General features: G+C 65.2%; 14 protein-coding genes. 5 read left to right on the top strand and 9 right to left on the bottom strand.

Features of this window, described 5'->3' with window-relative positions; genetic code table 11:
• Positions 1-19 precede the first annotated feature (19 nt).
• Both ABZW16_RS18400 and ABZW16_RS18395 read right to left on the bottom strand, forming a co-directional pair.
• On the bottom strand, positions 20-2521 hold the full coding sequence (locus ABZW16_RS18400) for a sensor histidine kinase KdpD (RefSeq protein WP_354957101.1): 2502 nt from the start codon (positions 2519-2521) through the stop codon (positions 20-22).
• The gene (locus tag ABZW16_RS18395) at positions 2518-2691 is read right to left on the bottom strand and encodes a hypothetical protein (protein ID WP_354957100.1); all 174 of its coding nucleotides are present in this window, start codon (positions 2689-2691) and stop codon (positions 2518-2520) included. Before ABZW16_RS18395 ends, ABZW16_RS18400 begins: the two co-directional genes overlap by 4 nt.
• 377 nt (positions 2692-3068) lie before the next feature.
• Between ABZW16_RS18395 and ABZW16_RS18390 the strand changes: the two genes are divergently transcribed.
• The 4 genes from ABZW16_RS18390 to ABZW16_RS18375 are packed head-to-tail and all read left to right on the top strand — an operon-like array spanning position 3069 to position 7867.
• Entirely contained in the window at positions 3069-3155 is an 87-nt protein-coding gene (locus ABZW16_RS18390) for a potassium-transporting ATPase subunit F (RefSeq protein WP_354957140.1), read from the top strand.
• Positions 3156-4826 carry a potassium-transporting ATPase subunit KdpA gene (gene kdpA, locus ABZW16_RS18385; protein ID WP_354957099.1) on the top strand — a complete coding sequence of 557 codons (1671 nt, stop codon included), beginning with the start codon at positions 3156-3158 and terminating at the stop codon, positions 4824-4826.
• A 1-nt stretch (position 4827) separates the two neighbouring features.
• A complete protein-coding gene (gene kdpB, locus ABZW16_RS18380) occupies positions 4828-6978 on the top strand; it encodes a potassium-transporting ATPase subunit KdpB (protein WP_354957097.1) in 2151 nt (716 codons plus the stop codon).
• Position 6979: 1 nt separating this feature from the next.
• Entirely contained in the window at positions 6980-7867 is an 888-nt protein-coding gene (locus ABZW16_RS18375) for a potassium-transporting ATPase subunit C (protein ID WP_354957096.1), read from the top strand.
• A 79-nt stretch (positions 7868-7946) separates the two neighbouring features.
• Here the strand turns inward: ABZW16_RS18375 and ABZW16_RS18370 are convergent, their stop codons facing one another.
• The 4 genes from ABZW16_RS18370 to ABZW16_RS18355 form a co-directional block, all read right to left on the bottom strand.
• Positions 7947-8135: a hypothetical protein gene (locus ABZW16_RS18370; protein WP_354957095.1), complete on the bottom strand. Its 189-nt coding sequence runs from the start codon at positions 8133-8135 to the stop codon at positions 7947-7949.
• Between the two features lie 84 nt (positions 8136-8219).
• Positions 8220-10358, bottom strand: a complete 2139-nt coding sequence (locus ABZW16_RS18365) for a glycogen debranching N-terminal domain-containing protein (RefSeq protein WP_354957094.1) — start codon at positions 10356-10358, stop codon at positions 8220-8222.
• Entirely contained in the window at positions 10355-11458 is a 1104-nt protein-coding gene (locus ABZW16_RS18360) for a glycosyltransferase family 4 protein (RefSeq protein ID WP_354957138.1), read from the bottom strand. Before ABZW16_RS18360 ends, ABZW16_RS18365 begins: the two co-directional genes overlap by 4 nt.
• Positions 11459-11871: 413 nt before the next feature.
• Complete coding sequence (locus ABZW16_RS18355; RefSeq protein WP_354957093.1) at positions 11872-13872, bottom strand: APC family permease; 2001 nt, start codon at positions 13870-13872, stop codon at positions 11872-11874.
• A 177-nt stretch (positions 13873-14049) separates the two neighbouring features.
• On the opposite strand from ABZW16_RS18355, the gene ABZW16_RS18350 reads away from it, so the two are divergent.
• Entirely contained in the window at positions 14050-14334 is a 285-nt protein-coding gene (locus tag ABZW16_RS18350) for a hypothetical protein (protein WP_354957092.1), read from the top strand.
• Here the strand turns inward: ABZW16_RS18350 and ABZW16_RS18345 are convergent, their stop codons facing one another.
• The 3 genes from ABZW16_RS18345 to ABZW16_RS18335 form a co-directional block, all read right to left on the bottom strand.
• Positions 14335-15420, bottom strand: coding sequence for a winged helix DNA-binding domain-containing protein (locus ABZW16_RS18345; RefSeq protein WP_354957091.1), 1086 nt, complete (start codon positions 15418-15420; stop codon positions 14335-14337). It abuts the gene before it with no gap.
• A 71-nt stretch (positions 15421-15491) separates the two neighbouring features.
• Positions 15492-15932: a carboxymuconolactone decarboxylase family protein gene (locus ABZW16_RS18340; protein WP_354957090.1), complete on the bottom strand. Its 441-nt coding sequence runs from the start codon at positions 15930-15932 to the stop codon at positions 15492-15494.
• Positions 15933-15997: 65 nt separating this feature from the next.
• On the bottom strand, positions 15998-17036 hold a 1039-nt coding region (locus ABZW16_RS18335; RefSeq protein WP_354957089.1), incomplete at its 5' end, for a substrate-binding domain-containing protein.

Raw genomic sequence — 17036 nt, 5'->3', positions numbered from 1 at the left:
TCCACATCGGTTGTGATCATCATCGGCCGCTCACTTCGGTTTCGTCGGCAGGCAGGTCCACGATCATGGTCAATCCTCCGCCTGGTGTCGGTTCGGCGTGCACAGTGCCGCCCATCGCCTCGACGAATCCGCGCACCACCGACAGGCCGAGCCCGACTCCGGTGGTGTTGTCGCGATCGCCGAGCCGCTGGAACGGCTCGAACAATTGCTCCTCGGCCCCCGGCGGCACACCGGGGCCGACATCGATCACGGCGATCGACACGCGGTCGCCGTCACGTTCCGCGGTCACCCGCACGGGTGTGTCGCGCGTCGAATGCCGCAGCGCATTATCGATCAAATTGGCGAGCACGCGCTCGAGCAGACCGCTGTCGGCCCGCACCGAGACCTCGCCGACCTCCACCTTCACCCGATCCATGGCCGCCCGCCGCAGCCCGCGCGCGCCCATCCCGACGCTCACCAGGGCCTGGTGCACCACCTCGTCCATATACACCCGACGGAACTGCGGCTGTACGACACCGACCGCCAGCCGCGACGAATCGAGCAGATTGCCGACGAGCGCGGTCAGCTGATCCACCGATTCCTCGATCGTTTCCAGCAATTCGACGGTGTCCTCGGGCGAGAACTCGATGTCATCGCTGCGCAGACTGGACACCGCGGCCTTGGCCCCGGCCAGCGGTGTGCGTAGGTCGTGGCTCACCGCGGACAGCAGCGCCCGACGCAACCGGTCGGCCTCGAGCAATGCCGCGGCGGCGCTGGCCTCCTCGGCGAGCCGGGATTGCCGGACCAACCCGGCCGCCTGGTTGGCGACCGCGTTGAGAACGGGTCGGTCGGTTGCGGCCAGTGGGCGTCCTGCCAGCAGCAACCAGCTCGTCGCATCGCCCGCCTGGATGGCGGTCTCGGCCTCCGATGCGCGCTGCGGCGGACTGGTGCCGACCGCGGCGATCACCTCATCGCCGCACAGCATGCTGACCGCGCGCAGACCATAGGTCTCGCGGACCTGTTCCAGCAGATTGGGCAGATCCGCTCCGTGCAGCACGGCACCGGCGAACAGTGTCAGCAACTCGGCCTGGTGGGAGGCCCGGCGCGCCTGGCGGGTCTGTTTGGCGGCCACATCCACCAGCGCCGCGACCGCCACCGCCACGATCAGCAACACCACAACCGTGACGAAACTGTCCGGTTCGGCAATCGTGAGGCTGTAGCGCGGCTCGACGAAGAACCAGTTCAACAGCATGCCCGACAGCAACGCCGACAGTGCCGCGGGGACAACGCCACCCAGCAGCGCGACCGCGACGACGCCGATGAAAAACAGCGCGCTGAGACCGCCGAGTTCGAGATAACCGTCGACCAAGGAGCAGATGACCGAGACCAGCATCGGCACCAGGACGGCCGCCAGCCAGGCCCGGATCGGCTGCCGCGGCATCAGCGAATAGCGGCGCATGCCACGGTGAGCTTCCTCATGCGTGACCATGTGCACGTCGATCTTGCCGGAGGCCTGCACCACCGCGGAGCCGATGCCCTCGTCGAGCATGCGCGCCCAGCGCGAGCGCCGCGACGTGCCGAGCACCAACTGCGTCGCGTTCACCTCGCGGGCGAACTCCAGCAGCGTATTCGGCACATCATCACCGGTGACCGTATGCAGCGACGCGTCCAGACTGGCGGCCAGTTCTCGCAATCGAGCCAGCCGCTCTGCCGACACACCCGCCAGTCCATCGCCGCGCACCACATGCACCAGCATCAGCTCGGCACTGGATTTCGTCGCGATCCGGCTGGCCCGGCGCACCACGGTCTCCGACTCCGGACCGCCGGTCACCGCGACGACGACGCGTTCGCGCGCCTCCCACAGATCCGTGATCTTGTGGTCGGCACGATATTTCGCCAGGGCGGCGTCGACCTGGTCGGCCAGCCATAGCAGCGCCAACTCGCGCAGCGCGGTGAGGTTACCCGGCCGGAAGTAGTTGCGCAGTGCCGCATCGACCCTGTCCGCGGCGTAGACATTGCCGTGGGACAGCCTGCGCCGCAACGCTTCCGGTGTGATGTCGACCAGTTCGACCTGGTCGGCGCTGCGCACCACGGCGTCGGGCACCGTCTCCTTCTGCTGGATGCCGGTAATCTGCTCGACGACGTCGTTGAGGCTCTCCAGATGCTGCACATTGACCGTCGAGATCACATCGATCCCCGCGTTCAGCAAATCCTCGACGTCCTGCCAGCGCTTCTCGTGTTTGCTGCCGGGCGCATTGGTATGGGCGAGCTCGTCGACCAGCACCACCGTGGGCTGACGCCGCAGCACCGCCTCCACATCGAGTTCGGGCAGCGTGGTGCCGCGGTAGGCCACCATGCGCGGCGGAATCCGCTCGATACCTTCCAACAGCTCGGCGGTCTTGGCCCGACCGTGTGTCTCCACTACCCCAGCTACCACGTCGCGGCCGCGTTCGAGTCGGCGATGGGCCTCGCCCAACATCGCGTAGGTCTTACCGACTCCCGGGGCCGCACCGAGGTAGATGCGCAGTTGGCCGCGTTTCACTCGTCCATCATCGCGCGCCACGGCGTGTCGCCGGAGATCCGTACTGGGTCTGTTACGGCGGCGGATTGCCATGCCCGCGCTTCGCGCCCCTCCACCACCGTCGATAGCGCGCGGATGGCCAGCGCGCACAGCACAAATCCGATGATCACCGCGACCGCGACAGCCGACATGAGGACCCTTTCACCAATCGACAGAACCCCGGCCGCGCTGGATTGCTCCGCATGACCGGACCATGACTTTCTACTCCCGTATAGGCCGCCCATCTCGATCTTTACGGTGTGTTGACGGCTTGTCGGCCGACCTTGACGGCATCCTTTCAACCGTGGTCGAACGGTTCGCGTAAATGAACCGTCAATGCTGTCCAATGGTCCGCTAAGGACCCGTAAACACACTCGGCACCAGCTCGAATGACCGCTTGACTCACCCTGTCGCGCTCCGTACATGGAGCGCCATTGGAGGTTGTGTAAATGTCTGTCGTGGTGTTCACGGTGCTCACCGTGGCGATCTTCGCGCTGCTGGGTCTGGTCCAGCGGGGGGTGGAGAAGCTGTGATCGCGAACCTGATCGGTTTGGTTCTGGCCGTCCTCGTCGCTGTCTACATGGTGGCGGCGCTGCTTTTCCCCGAGAGGTTCTAGGTGAACACGACCACAGCGGGGATCGCCTTCCTGGCGGCCCTGATCATCGCGCTGGCCCTGGTTCATGTGCCGCTCGGCGACTACATGTTCCGGGTCTACAGCGCCAAGAAACACTCCCGCGCCGAGCGGGTCATCTACAAGGCCATCGGCGTGCACCCCGAGGTCGAACAGAGCTGGGGCGTCTACGCCCGCAGCGTGCTGGCGTTCTCCGCGGTCAGCATTCTGTTCCTGTTCTTCTTCCAGCTGATCCAGGGCAAACTCCCACTGCATCTCAACGATCCGGGCACCGAGATGACCCCGGCGCTGGCGTGGAACACCGCGATCAGCTTCGTGACGAATACGAACTGGCAGAACTACTCCGGTGAGTCGACCCAGGGCCACCTGGTGCAGATGGCCGGGCTCGCGGTGCAGAACTTCGTCTCCGCGGCCGTCGGTATGGCGGTGGCGGTCGCGCTGGTGCGTGGCTTCGCCCGCAGGCACACCGGCGATCTGGGCAACTTCTGGGTGGACCTGGTGCGCGGGACCATCCGCATTCTGCTGCCGATCGCGTTCGTTTTCGCGATCGTGCTCGTCGCCGGTGGCGCGATCCAGAACTTCCACCTGCACGACCAGATCGCTCAGGCGCTCAACGGCACCGAGCAGACGATCACGGGCGGGCCGGTGGCCAGCCAGGAGGTGATCAAGGAACTCGGCACCAACGGCGGCGGCTTCTACAACGCCAACTCCGCACACCCGTTCGAGAACCCCAACGCGTGGACCAATTGGCTCGAGATCTTCCTGCTGCTGGTGATCAGTTTCTCGCTGCCACGCACCTTCGGCCGGATGGTCGGCAGCAAGCGCCAGGGGTACGCGATCGTGGCGGTGATGGGCACCATCGCGCTGATCAGCGTGACCCTGCAGAACTATTTCCAACTGCAGCACCACGGCACCGTCCCCACCGCAATCGGCGCATCCCTCGAGGGCGTCGAAACCCGTTTCGGTGTGGCCGATTCTGCGACGTTCGCCACCGCGACCACGCTGACTTCGACCGGTGCGGTGGACTCGTTCCACGATTCCTACACCAGCCTCGGCGGCATGATGACGATGTTCAACATGCAGCTCGGTGAGGTCGCCCCCGGTGGTACCGGTTCAGGTCTGTACGGCATGCTCATCCTCGCGGTGATCACCGTCTTCGTCGCCGGTCTCATGGTCGGCCGCACCCCGGAGTACCTCGGCAAGAAGATCACCCCACGCGAAATCAAACTCGCCGCTTCCTACTTCCTGATCAGCCCGCTCATCGTGCTCGTCGGCACGGCCGCCGCGATGGCCATGCCCGGACAACGCGCCGGCATGCTCAACTCCGGACCACACGGACTCTCGGAAGTGTTGTACGCCTTCACCTCCGCAGCCAACAACAACGGCTCCGCTTTCGCGGGCTTGAGCGGCAACACCGAGTGGTACAACACCGCCCTGGGTCTGGCCATGGTCTTCGGCCGCTTCCTGCCCATCATCTTCGTACTGGCCCTCGCCGGTTCACTCGCCCAACAGGGACAGACCCCCGAATCGATCGGCACACTGCCGACGCACCGGCCGCAGTTCGTCGGCATGGTCGTCGGCGTCACTGTGATCCTGGTCGCGCTGACCTTCCTGCCCGCACTCGCACTCGGGCCGCTCGCCGAAGGAATCCACTGATATGTCCACTACGACAACCGAACCGAACACCGCATCGGTCCACAATCGCGAGCGCAAACGTGGCGTCCAGCGGGGCGTGCTCGACCCGAAGATGCTGCTGACATCCATTCCCGACGCGGTGAAGAAGCTCGATCCGCGCGTCATGTGGCGCAATCCGGTGATGCTCATCGTCGAGATCGGCGCGGTCTGGTCGACCGTGCTCGCGCTGACCAAGCCGACGTTCTTCTCCTGGGCAATCGTCGTATGGCTCTGGCTCACCGTCATCTTCGCCAATCTGGCCGAGGCGGTGGCGGAGGGACGGGGTAAGGCGCAGGCCGATACCCTGCGTAAAGCCAAGACCGACACCATGGCTCGGCGACTGGTCAACTGGTCGCCCGGCGCGCGCATCGTCGAGGAAAGCGTCGGGGCTCCTGCGCTGCAACGCGGCGACTATGTCGTGGTGGAGGCGGGCCAGGTCATTCCGGGTGACGGTGATGTCGTGGACGGCATTGCCTCGGTGGACGAATCGGCCATCACCGGCGAATCCGCACCGGTCATCCGGGAATCCGGCGGTGACCGATCGGCGGTCACCGGCGGCACCACGGTGCTCTCGGACCGGATCGTCGTCAAGATCACTCAGGAGCCGGGTGCGAGCTTCATCGACAAGATGATCGCCCTCGTCGAGGGCGCATCACGGCAGAAGACGCCGAACGAGATCGCGCTGAACATCCTGCTCGCGGCTTTGACCATCATCTTCGTGTTCGCGGTCGCCACCCTGCAGCCGTTGGCGATCTTCGCCAAGTCGAACAACCCAGGGGTGCCCGATACTTCGGCATTGGATGTACACGGCGTCACCGGAATCGTGATGGTCTCGCTGCTGGTATGTCTGATCCCGACCACCATCGGCGCGCTGCTGTCGGCCATCGGCATCGCCGGTATGGACCGCCTGGTCCAGCGCAATGTGCTCGCCATGTCCGGACGCGCCGTCGAGGCCGCCGGTGACGTGAACACCCTGCTGCTGGACAAAACCGGCACCATCACCCTCGGCAACCGCCAAGCCTCGGAATTCGTACCGATGCCCGGCATCCCGGATGACGAACTGGCCGATGCCGCACAGCTTTCCAGCCTCGCCGACGAAACCCCCGAGGGTCGCTCCATCGTCGTCTACGCGAAGCAGGCGTTCAACAAACGTGAGCGCACCCCGGGCGAGCTGACCGGCGCGACCTGGGTGGAATTCACCGCCCAGACCCGCATGTCGGGCGTGAACCTGGCCGACGGTCACCGGCTACGCAAGGGAGCGGCGAGCGCCGTGACGGAATGGGTCCGCGCGCAAGGCGGGGACGTACCCAACGAGATCGGCGTGATCGTCGACGGCATCTCGGCCTCGGGTGGTACCCCGCTGGTCGTCGGCGAGGTCAACGACGGCAAGGCCCGGCTGCTCGGCGTCATCCACCTGAAAGACGTTGTGAAGCAGGGCATGCGGGAACGCTTCGACGAAATGCGCCGCATGGGCATCCGCACGGTGATGATCACCGGCGATAACCCGTTGACCGCCAAGGCGATTGCCGATGAGGCAGGTGTGGACGACTTCCTCGCCGAGGCCACACCGGAGGACAAGCTGGCGCTGATCAAGAAGGAGCAGGACGGCGGTCGGCTGGTCGCCATGACCGGTGACGGCACCAACGACGCCCCCGCACTGGCCCAAGCCGATGTCGGTGTCGCGATGAACACCGGCACCTCCGCAGCCAAAGAGGCCGGAAATATGGTGGATCTGGATTCGGATCCGACCAAGCTCATCGAAATCGTGGAGATCGGCAAACAGCTGCTCATCACCCGCGGTGCGCTGACCACGTTCTCGATCGCCAACGACATCGCCAAGTACTTCGCGATCATTCCCGCGTTGTTCGTGGCGCTGTTCCCGGGCCTCGACCTGCTCAATGTCATGCGTCTGTCGAGCCCGCAATCGGCGATTCTGTCGGCGGTCATCTTCAACGCGCTGGTCATCATCGCGCTGATCCCGCTGGCGCTGCGCGGGGTGAACTACACCCCCACCAACGCCTCGAAACTGTTGACCCGCAACCTGACGATCTACGGCCTGGGCGGCATCATCGCGCCGTTCATCGGCATCAAACTCATCGACCTCGTTGTCCAACTCCTCCCCGGGATGTCCTGATATGCGAATGTCAACTTGGATCCGGCAGCACCTGGCCGCGTTGCGTGCGCTACTGGTACTCACCGCGATCACCGGAATCGCCTACCCCATTGCGGTCTTCGCGGTCGCCCAGATTCCCGGCCTGCACGATAAGGCGGACGGATCGCTGATCACGGTCGACGGCAAGGTCGTCGGCTCCAGCCTGATCGGGCAGTCGTTCACCGATAAAGACGGCAACGCGCTGGCGCAGTACTTCCAGAGCCGCCCGTCGGCCGCGGGTGACGGCTACGACCCCCTCTCGACCGCGGCGAGCAACCTCGGCCCGGAGAGCATCGTGGACACCCTCGACGCGGATCCGGCGAACGTTAAGTTGAGCCTGCTCTCTACCGTGTGCTCGCGCAGCAAGGCGATCGGCGACCGTGAGGGGGTCGACGGCAGCCGTCCGTTCTGCACCAAAGACGGTGTCGGCGCGGTGCTCTCGGTGATCGGACCACGCGATGCCGACGGCGAGGTGTCGCATCCGGTGCAGGTCGTCAGCGTCAACGAGGCGTGCCCGACGACACCGTTCCTGGCCACCTACAAAGGTGTCCCGGTCGAATGCGCCAAGCCTGGCGAGGACTACTCGGTCGGCCGGATCATCCCGATCCGCGGTGACGCCTCGACCGACACCCCGGTGCCCACCGATGCGGTCACCGCGAGTGGTAGTGGCCTCGACCCGCACATCTCGCCGGAGTACGCCGCCATCCAGGTGACGCGAATCGCCAGGGCCCGCAATATCTCCGCAGATCAGATACGTGAAATCATCGACGCCCACACCGACGGCCGCACCCTTGGCTTCCTCGGTGAACCGCGCGTCAACGTGGTCGAACTGAATATCGACCTCGACAGCAAGTACCCGTTCCGCGGGTAGGCCCGACCTCGGCACGAGCGCCCATTCCCGAACGAAATCCACTGGATCACACCGGGAATGGGCGCTTCGCGCATTCCGGTCAGCTGTCCTCGACGCAACCGAAACAAAACGCCGCGGCGGCGAGATATTGACGGCATTCCGGGCCGTGCCCCGCGTGTGTACTGCAGATGAACCGCGCCCGGTCCAGATCGAGATCCATGATGGGCTCCGCGCTGCAATCACGGTGCTGTGTGATCCACAGATCCCTGATATCCAGTGATGTCTGCATCGTGCACCTCCAGCCTGTGAGTATCAGTGGAGAAGCATGGCAATTACATGGCAGGCATACCCGATCCCGCGCGATTCATCCACATCAGGTGATCAACTGCCAGTCATCGGGCACGCGCGCGGCAGTGATCTGATCACCCTCCGCGACCAGATCGACCGTCACCGAATCCAACTTCAGATCGCTCAACGCGACCCTCCCCCACACCGATGGCAGCTGCGGATGCACGGTAAGCGTGCGGGCGGGTACGTCGGGATCCAAGCCGAAGAAGGCGCGCACCAGCAGCAGCGGTGCCGCACTCGCCCAGGCCTGCGGTGAGCAGGAGGTCGGATACGGGACCGGAACCGCGAACTGGTCGCGCGGAAATCCGCAGAACAGCTCGGGTAGTCGACCGCCGAAAGACGCCGCCGCATCGAGTAATCCGCAAGCGAGCCGGGTGGCGAGCTCGACCGCGCCCGGTATGTGCCGGTAGCGCAGCAGACCCGCGACAGCGATCGCGGTGTCATGCGGCCAGACCGAGCCGCAGTGATAGCTCATCGGGTTGTAGGCGCCCATCGTCGAGGCGAGCGTGCGCAGCCCGAAGCCGGTGTCCATCTCCGGGCCCGCCAGCCGCTCGATGAGTTGGGCGGCATGCTCGTCACTGGCGATGCCGGTCCAGAGACATTGCGCCGCATTGCTGGTCAGGGCGTCGACGTGCTGTTTGCGGCCGTCCAGCGCGACCGCGTACCACCCTCGGCCCGGCAGCCAGAACTGTTCGGCGAATTTGCCGCGCAGTTCGGCGGCGCGCTCGCGCAACCGAGTCGCAGCACTGAGGTCATCGAATGCCTCGGCCAACTCCGCGCGAGCCTGCAATGCGGCATACGCATAACCTTGCACCTCACACAGCGCGATCGGCGCCTCCGCGAGATGTCCTGCGGCATTGTTGATTCCGTCGAAACTATCCTTCCAACCCTGATTGGCCAGGCCGCGGTCGGTGGCGCGACGGTATTCGATGAAGCCGTCGCCGTCGCGGTCGCCGAATTCGGTGATCCACTGCACCCCGGCGTCGGCGGCGGGCAGCAGTGCCTTGATCACCTCCGGATCCGCACCCCACCGATGACATTCCGCCAGCAGCATCACGAAAAGTGGGGTGGCGTCGGCGGTTCCGTAGTAGGTACTGCCGCCGAGCACGTGCCCGCTGGCCGGGCCGCGGCGCATTTCGTGCATGATCCGCCCCGGCTCCTCCTCGGTGAGCGGATCGACGCTCTGACCTTGCAATTCGGCCAACTGCTGCAGTGTGCCCAGCGCGAGATCCACTTCCAACGGCAGCGCCATCCACGCGGTGAGCAGACTGTCCCGACCGAACAGGGTCATGAACCACGGCGCACCCGCCGCGACGAATGGACGGCTCTCGCCGCTTTCGTCGTGGATCTGCAAGGCGCCCAGGTCACTTTCCGAACGCCGCAACACCTGAGTGAGCACCGGATCCGCCGCGGTGATCTTCGTCGCGGTATGCCGCCAGGCCGCCATCTTCCGGCTCGGCGCACTGAGTCCATGGTGCTCCCCCGGCGCCAATGGCGCCTGCACCCGCTGATTGCCGACCGTCGGCTGGGCCACGATCTCGGTCTGCCAGGTTTCGCCTGGCGGCACGACAACCCGCCAGATCAGCGTGCCGGGCAGGAATACGGGCTCGACGGTCGCCGAGACCGAGAGCCCGCGGGTTCGATCGGCGCGGTCGTGCAGCAGCAATTCCCCTTCGACCACCGTGACCTCGGCCCGACCGTGCGCGGCACGGCCTTCCTTGACCGCGAACAGGTCGACGAAATCGGAGTCGACATGCAGTTCCAAGGCGACCGCAGTGGACTCCCTGCCCATATTCTGCAGGCTCAGAATCTCGTGCATGCCGTCGGCGACGAGACGTTCGCGCACCACCAGCAGTGTGCTGTCGGCCATTCCCGCCTGCGGCGGCCGGCGCAGCACAAATCTGGCGGCGAACGCCTCCGGGCTCAGCACCGACAGCGATTCGGCGGGTTTGCCGTCCACCAGCAACTCCCAGCGGGAGATGACGCGGGTGTCCCGGAAGAACAGCCCGTGCGGTCGCCCCGGTTCGACATCGCCGAGCCGGTCCGACAGACAGAAGGTGCCGCCCTCGACCAAGGTCACCGACCCCCCGCAGCCGCCGAATCCCGATGGCTCACCGGCATTCAGCGGCGCGGGACTCGGCGTACTGCCGACTTCTGCGGTCATACTCGTTCGCTCGCGGGAATCCGGACCGGCATCGTCTCCCCGAGCAATCGGGCCGCACGAGCCTGTCGCCGCGAACGCAAGAGCTGGTGATAGACCTGCTCATAGCCGCGGCCCAGCGGACCAGCGCCGAAGTTCGCCTCGACGTGCGCGCGGCACACGGCCGGATCCACATCGCGCACTTCCTCGATCGCGGCGGGCAATTCGGCGGGATCATCGCAAATCCGGCCCGTGACACCGTCGATGACGACCTCCTCGACGGCGCCGCCGCGCAACGCGACCACCGGCGTGCCGCAGACCATCGCTTCGATCATCACCATGCCGAACGGTTCCTCCCACCTGATGGGGAACAGCAGGCAGCGCGCATTCGCGAGCAGTTTGCGTTTGGCCGTTGCGTCGGCCATGCCGAACAGATGATCTCGTTCGGTCAGTAGCGGACGCACCTCCTTCTCGAAAAACGCCTGCTCGGGCGGTTCACTGCACTTGCCAGCGAGCACCAGCGGAATACCGGCTTCATGCGCGGCCTGCAACGCCAGATGCGGCCCCTTGGCCTCGGTGAAGCGCCCGAGGAACAGTGCGTAGTCGCCCTTCTCCACTTGGAACGGCCACTGATCGACATGCAGGGCGTTGTGTACGCGACCGACCCAGTTCAGATCCGGAGCCAGTTCGCGCTGCCGGTCGCTGATGGCCACCAGCGACACTTCCTGGCCCAATTCGCGGTAGTACCGGCGGGAATCGCCCTCGTCGACCGGCCCGTGCACGGTCACCACCGTGGGCAGGCCGAGGCCCATATAGGCCGGGGCGTTCAGCGGTCCGGCAAAGGTGTGGTCGTGCACCAGATCCACCCCGGAGGTGCTCGCGATCTGCTCGATCGCCCTTCGCACCTTCAATGCGTGGACCACCTCGGGGAACGGCTCGCCGAGCCGTTCGGGCAATGCGCGATCCCAGACCGGGATGAATTTAGCCTTGGTACCAGGTTCACCGGCACCGAACAAGGTCACGTCGTGGCCGCGGGCAACCAGTGCATCGACCAAATCGGCGACAACCGCCTCGACGCCCCCATAGGCCTTCGGCGGTACGTCGAAGTAGGGCGGAACAACCATGGCAATGCGGAATCGTTCACCGACGTGCTCAGTGGACAGCAGATCCGAAGAGGCAATGGGCGCCGCAAGCGGCGCGAATAAGCCTGCGCTCATGACCATCCTTCCAGGGACAACCTTGGGCACATCCACCCAGCGACTCGGTGCGCTGGGCGCCGAACAAGCTGGCCGCCGCGGCGGAGGTGGAGACAAAGCCTGCACCGCCGTCCATCAGGGCTCGGTTGGCCTGGTCACGCAGATCGGCGTTAACAGGGGGGCCGCACCAAGACGTACCTCATCGCGACCCATTCAAACCAGGCAGTTTGTCCGAAATCTTACATAGTGAGATTTCAGACCGCGCTGACCGCCCTCGCAATCAAGGGGCCTTGCATGGTCTTGACATATATCGAAATGGTAGTGACGCCGGAGGCGGCTGGTCAGCGCGCAACCGTATCCGCGATGCCGCGCCGGACCTCGCCGGGGCTGTGCTCGACGCGCGGCAGGGCTCGAGCGGCCGAGGAACGAAGTTGCCAAGGCACACTGGTCACCATCACCCCCGGCTCGAAGAGCAGGCGGGCCTTCAGCCGCAGCGAGCTCTGGTTGTGCAGCAGGTTCTCCCACCAGTGCCCGACCACGTACTCGGGGATGAAGATGCTGATCACATCGCGCGGCTGGGATTTGCGCATCCGCTTGATGTAATCAATGACCGGACGGGTGATTTCGCGGTAGGGCGATTCGATCACCTTGAGCGGTATGGCGACATCGTGGCGCTCCCAATCCTGGTGCAGCTGACGGGTATCGGCGTCATCGACATTGACGGTGATCGCCGTGATGGTGTCCGGCCTGGTGGCACGGGCGAACTGAACGGCGCGCCGAGTTGCCTTGTGCCAGCCCGATACCAGCACCAGGGCATGTACCCGGGCGGGCAGGGTCTCCGACTCGTCATCGACATCGAGTTCGGCACGCACGGCGGTGTAGTGACGGTGGATCAGATACATCAGCACCACCAGGATCGGCATCGCGAAGACGACCAGATACGCGCCGTGGGAGAACTTGGTGATCATGACGACGACCAGAACGACGCCGGTGAAGCAGGCGCCGAACGCGTTGATCAGGCGCCCGCGATGGATGCGCAACTTCTCCGATGATGTTGTCGCGGTGGCCAGTTCGCGGTTCCAGTGCCGGACCATACCGGCCTGGCACAGGGTGAACGAGGTGAATACGCCGACGATATAGAGCTGGATCAGGCGCGTTGCCGAACCGTCGAAGGCGTAGATGAGTACGCCCGCGGTGACCGCGAGCAGGATGATGCCATTGGAGAAGGCCAGCCGGTCGCCGCGGGTGTGCAACTGCCGCGGCATGTATCTGTGTTGCGCCAGAATCGAATTCAGCAGCGGAAAGCCGTTGTAGGCGGTGTTCGCCGCGAGGATCAGGATCAGCGCGGTCGTCACCATGAGGAAGTAGAACGGAATACTGTTGCCGCCGAAGACCGCGGCGGCGATCTGTGCGATCACGGTGCGTTGCGGATCGGTATTGCAGTCGCCCGGAAATCCGATGAGATCGCAGGTGTTCTCGGTGACCCTGGTGTGGGTGATCATCGCGAGCGCGGTGACACCGCCGAACATGGCGATCGAAATGACACCCATCGCCGTCATCGTGCGGGCGGCATTGAGCGCCTTGGGCTTACGGAATGCGGGTACCCCATTGGAGATGGCCTCCGCGCCGGTCAGCGCGGTACAGCCGGACGAAAAGGCACGCAGGACAAGGAAGGCCAACCCGGCCGCGCCGAGTCCGAACTGTTCGGCATGGATTTCGTAGTGTGCGCTCTCGGCGACCGGCGCGTGCCCCAGCGCGGTCCGGCCGAGTCCGACGACAACCATGACCACTACCCCGACCACGAACGCATAGGTCGGCACCGCGAACGCCCGCCCGGATTCCCGCACGCCGCGCAGATTCATCGCGGTCAGGAAGGCAATGAATCCGATATTGATCGCGACCCGGTGTGCATTCAGATCGGGCACCGCGGAGATGATGTTGTCCACCCCAGCGGCGACCGAGACCGCCACCGTCATCACATAGTCGACGAGCAGCGCCGCCGCGACCACCAGGCCCGGCACCGCGCCCAGATTCTTGGCGACCACCTCATAGGAACCACCGCCGGACGGATAGGCCTGCACCACCTGCCGATAGGACAGCACGACGACGGCCAGCAGCACGATCACCGCACCGGCGACCCACGGCGCCAAATGCAGATATGCCAGCCCGCCGAGGGTGAGAATGAGCAGGATTTCCTGTGTCGCATATGCCACCGAGGACAGCGGGTCGCTGGCGAAGATCGGCAGCGCGAGTCGCTTCGGCAAAAGCGTTTCACCGAGCCTGTCACTCCGGAACGGTCGCCCCAGAACGAGACGTTTGACGAGGTCGATCGGTGAAGCCACGATGGGCCAGCCTAAGGCCGCAGGATAGGTACGACCGTGCCAGCAGCCGTATTGATTTCGTAAAAATCGGTAGGGCGCCGCACAAAGATCTCATCAGGAACGGCCGCGTCGAGGGCCGCGCGACTCGATCGATAGTCGCTCTACCATGCGCGGTATACGCATACATATAATATAGCCATGTTCGATCCGATCAGCCTCGCCGTCGGGGCCGCAATCGCCGGTGTCGGCTGGGCGGCCGGGCGCTTCGGGCGGCGCACGCCCGCCGAACCAGTCAAAGCGCGCTGCGGCTGCGGCCACGACCTCGCGCTACATGATCCCGAGGCGGGCGTCTGTCACGTCGAGACAAGTCGAAAGACCGGATACGGCATGCGCGCATGGGTTCGATGCGGTTGCCGCCGCTACACGGGTCCGATACCGGTCGAGGAATTCTTCAGCCGACCGATCATGCCGTCGACCGACTGATCAGGCATCGATCACCACCTTGCCGGTGGCCTCCGGTGCGATGAAGCCGAGCAGGTGCTGCGCCTCGGCATGTACGGCGTCCTCGTCCGCCGCCGAGAGCGGATGCCATGGCTGGATGCGCACGGTATCGCCGACCAGCGACCAGCGACCGTGCACGAATCCGTCGACCAGATACATCGGCACACCGGCCGAGGCCACCTTGGCGATCCGGTTGCGGTCCTCGTCACCGATCACCCGGCGGCGGTCCTTGTGGCCGAGCAGCGCGTTATCGAAGGCGGGCAGAAAGCGCACGGGCACTTCGAGATTCGCGTCCGCCAGCGGTGCATCGGGCAGGTCGAAGAGCTCCTTGCCGAACTCATCGCGGAAGACGTGCAGGCGCGGGCGCAGGCCGTCCATCACCCCGGCCAGTTTGGTGACACCGGCCCATGCCTGCACATCGGCCACGCTCGCCGGACCGAAGGCCGCCAGATAACGCAGGATCAGCGTCTCGGGTTGCGCCTCGACCATGGGTGCGCCGATCCACTCCTCGGCGATATTGATAGTGACCGACCGATTACGCCACGCCCCCCAGGCCCCCGTGTCCGGACCGTGCACCACCGGAACCATCACCTCCACCGACTCCGCCAGCCGGCGGGTGTGGCGATCCGGAAAGCGTTCGGCGAGTAGCCTGCCCAGCTGCGCACGCGGCATTTCCCGACCGGACAAGAGCTCGCGGCCAGCCGCGGCGAGCTCGTCGAGATCGATGCCCTCGATCTCGTCGCGGTAGTACGGCGCCTGCAGCGCCGCATGCACGATCGGCCGCACGGTCGGGCGCAACCAGCGGAAGTCCTCGGCGGCGGCCAGATGGACGGTGCGACGGATCATGGTGGAGCGCACCAGCTTTCGATCCCGCAGCAGTGCGGCGAGATCCTCGTGCCGGAACCCGTTCAGCCGCGCCCACAACCCGACGTACGGCCAGTTCGGCTCCTGCCCCTGCACAGCGACCAGATGCCGGACGAGTTCGAACGGGGTCAGCTCGACCCGTTCCACCAGCATCTGGCGCACCAGCAGGGTGCGGTTGAGCTGTCGCAGTGATAGTTCCGTCACGGCGCCCATTCTGGCCTAGGCGTGGCGATCGCTTGCGGGTCGCTCGAAAAGGCCAGCCACCGACACATTGATCAGACGGCGGCGGGCTGCATGCGCAGCGGCACGCCGATCCGGTTCCACAGGTTGATCATCGCGGTGACCGCGACCAGACCGGCCCGCGCGCCCTCATCGAAGTTCTTCTCGACCTCGGCCCAGATCTCATCGCCGACACCGTGCTCGCCGAGCTTGGTGACCGCTTCCGCATAGGCGAGCGCGGCCCGTTCGGCCTCGGTGAATTTCACCGACTCCCGCCAGGCGTTGAGGTAATAGATCCGCTGTTCGGTCTCCCCTGACATCCGCGCGTCGGTGGTGTGCATATCGATGCAGAACAGGCAGCCGTTGATCTGGGAGACGCGAATCTTGACCAGTTCCCGCACGACCGGGTCCAGCGGTCCGCGGCGGATGGCTTGTTCGGCGGCGAACCAGGCCTGATAGATCTCGGGTGCCACCTCGGCGAGCTGCATGCGTGACATAGGTCGTCCTCTCTCGATATCGCTTACCCGAGTTAGACGGGATGGCCGCCGAGTCTGTGACAACGTCACGAAGTCGGCAGACAGCGACCGCGATCCGGCAGCTCACCGCATGGCTCATTGCCGTGCTCGCGCAGCACATCCTTACCCGTGAGATCGGTCAGGAAGTGCAGGAAGCTCGCGCCGAGCGAATCGCCGGGGAGTTCGCCGTAGCTGTAGGCGTATTCGACGCCCCAGAACGGATAGGTGCGGTTGACGGCGGCGGCACGGTCGGCGGTTACGCCGCCGATGGCCAGAGTCTTGGCACCGGACTTCACCGCCTCGGAGAACTCGCTGTAGCCGATGGCGCCCGGAATCTCGCTCACCGCCTTCTGCATATCCTTGGTGACCTGCACATCGCAATATCTGGCCGCCGAGGGCACCGAATCCTTGATCGCGACACAGCTCACATGCGGGCGATCGGGCTGCGGACCGCCGAGTATCCGGCGCTCCAACGTATTCCGGGTGCCGGATCCCGGTATCCGATTGACCAGCACAACGGGCAGGTCGGGACCCCCGAGTTCGCGCCAATTGGTGATCCGGCCCTGATACAGATCCTGGATCTGCGCCACGGTCAGATCGGTGATGCCGACATCCTTGTGCACGATCACGGTGAACAGCGACAACGCGAGCGGACGGTCCAGCAGCGGTTGATAGCCATCACCCTTCGGGCCGTCGCTGATCGTCAGCAGATCGGGATCGTCCTTACCCGCTTCGGCGAGCCGGTCCAGACCGCGTTCGGTGCCCTCGAATCCGAAGGCGAATTCCGCTCCGGTGCAGCGCTTCCCATACTGGGCCGCCGCATCTCGAATGACAGGTTCGAACGCCGACGAACCGACCAGCGTGAGTTTGCCAGCGGCACAATCCAATGGCGTCGGATCGGGCTCCACCGCGGATACGACCAGCTGGACGCCTATCACCGCGACCAGGAAGGCGACGAGCGCCACCATTACTCGCGAAATACCGGTGCGACTCTGGGTTTCGATGATCCGCCCACCCCTGATGCCACCGCGCAGCACCGGTGTCGGATACTCCCCTGTGCCCTCCGAGCGCTGCAGAATCGCCAGG

It is taken from the genome of Nocardia sp. NPDC004604, from assembly GCF_040609795.1.
Lineage (GTDB): Bacteria > Actinomycetota > Actinomycetes > Mycobacteriales > Mycobacteriaceae > Nocardia.
The sequence above is the reverse complement of the archived record's forward strand: the minus strand, read 5'-3'. Positions and strand labels throughout refer to the sequence as shown.

Excerpts from the sequence above, each read along its gene's own strand:
- ABZW16_RS18395 (WP_354957100.1), bottom strand. The coding sequence starts at position 2,691 with ATGTCGGCTGTCGCGGTCGCGGTGATCATCGGATTTGTGCTGTGCGCG.
- kdpB (WP_354957097.1), top strand. The coding sequence starts at position 4,828 with ATGTCCACTACGACAACCGAACCGAACACCGCATCGGTCCACAATCGC.
- ABZW16_RS18375 (WP_354957096.1), top strand. The coding sequence starts at position 6,980 with ATGCGAATGTCAACTTGGATCCGGCAGCACCTGGCCGCGTTGCGTGCG.
- ABZW16_RS18370 (WP_354957095.1), bottom strand. The coding sequence starts at position 8,135 with ATGCAGACATCACTGGATATCAGGGATCTGTGGATCACACAGCACCGT.
- ABZW16_RS18365 (WP_354957094.1), bottom strand. The coding sequence starts at position 10,358 with ATGACCGCAGAAGTCGGCAGTACGCCGAGTCCCGCGCCGCTGAATGCC.
- ABZW16_RS18360 (WP_354957138.1), bottom strand. The coding sequence starts at position 11,458 with ATGGTTGTTCCGCCCTACTTCGACGTACCGCCGAAGGCCTATGGGGGC.
- ABZW16_RS18350 (WP_354957092.1), top strand. The coding sequence starts at position 14,050 with ATGTTCGATCCGATCAGCCTCGCCGTCGGGGCCGCAATCGCCGGTGTC.
- ABZW16_RS18340 (WP_354957090.1), bottom strand. The coding sequence starts at position 15,932 with ATGTCACGCATGCAGCTCGCCGAGGTGGCACCCGAGATCTATCAGGCC.